General features: G+C 43.0%; 1 protein-coding gene and 1 rRNA gene. Both read left to right on the top strand.

What is annotated here, in order from left to right:
* Positions 1-84 (top strand): 16S ribosomal RNA (locus I8U18_RS17545); the annotation flags it as partial.
* 208 nt (positions 85-292) lie between these two features.
* The gene (locus I8U18_RS17540; protein WP_033102457.1) at positions 293-967 is read left to right on the top strand and encodes a uracil-DNA glycosylase; all 675 of its coding nucleotides are present in this window, start codon (positions 293-295) and stop codon (positions 965-967) included.
* The last annotated feature ends 345 nt before the right edge of the window (positions 968-1,312 follow it).

Here is a 1,312-nt window from a genome sequence, read left to right as displayed (position 1 = left end):
CAGCCGCCGAAGGTGGGGCAGATGATTGGGGTGAAGTCGTAACAAGGTATCCCTACCGGAAGGTGGGGATGGATCACCTCCTTTCTAAGGAGCTCTTCACAGAGCAAATGAACCGATACTTCTCAGGTCATGCCTTACTCACTCTTTAGTTTTCAGGGAATACGGCAAGACTCCTTTTTTTTTTGCAAAGGGGTCTTTTTCTTTTGTAAAAAGTACCTTTACAATCGGAAATAAGTGTGGCTTACTAAAACATATCCGAAAAATAAAAAATGGGAGAGATATTTCCTCAATTATGGAATTCATTCAAAATGACTGGGCTGAAGTGTTGAAAGATGAATTTTCCAAGCCGTACTTTGTTAAGTTGTGGGAGTTTGTGGAAGAGGAATATGCTACGCAAGTTGTATATCCGCGAAAAGATGAAATCTTTTCAGCCCTTCGGTTGACGCCATTTGCAGAAACGAAAGTCGTCATTATCGGACAGGATCCATACCATGGAGAGGGACAGGCACATGGACTCAGTTTTTCCGTTAAACCGGGAGTCAAACAACCGCCTTCCCTGAAAAATATTTTTAAGGAACTGAAAGCGGATTTGGGGTGTGAAATTCCCAACCACGGATATTTGGAGAAGTGGGCAAAACAAGGGGTACTTTTGTTAAATTCCGTCTTAACGGTAAGGGAAAGCAAACCGAATTCGCATAAGAACAAGGGCTGGGAGACTTTCACCGATGAGGTGATCCGGAGATTAAATGAGCGCCGGGATCCGGTTGTATTCTTGTTATGGGGGCGCCATGCTCAAGAAAAAGGTTCCTTGATCACCAACCCGTGGCACGGCGTTTTTGAATCTGCACACCCAAGCCCGCTTGCCGCGAAAAAAGGATTTTTCGGCAGTCGTCCGTTTTCCAAAGCAAATCAATTTTTACGTGAGCATGGTTTCAGGGAAATTGACTGGCAAATCCCTGATCTTTGAAAAGCAACCGGGGTTCAACAGGGAGGGTGAAGAATACCCTCCCTCTTTGTTGCGGTTTGCTTTAAAAGCGGCGGGCAGATTGTTTGAACAGCCTGTTTTTCAAGCTTTTTCATATCATTAAGTGAAATTTTTATTTGTGAATAACAATATATTTTTCTTCGGGCAATAAAAAAATAAAAAAAGGGGTTGCAAATATTTTGGAGCCATGCTATATTACTACTTGTCGCCGTGATGAACGGCATGAACAGAATGCACCTTGAAAATAAGATATGGAATAAGGCAAATGACGAAATGGTCATTCGTCAAGTTGCATCACCGGGAGAGAAACCGTAGCAGGTTAAGCTA

Origin of the sequence: Thermoactinomyces sp. CICC 10522, assembly GCF_016055075.1 — a bacterium.
GTDB lineage: Bacteria > Bacillota > Bacilli > Thermoactinomycetales > Thermoactinomycetaceae > Thermoactinomyces_A > Thermoactinomyces_A daqus.
Note: the sequence above shows the minus strand (reverse complement) of the source record. Positions and strands in the feature narration are given on the sequence as shown.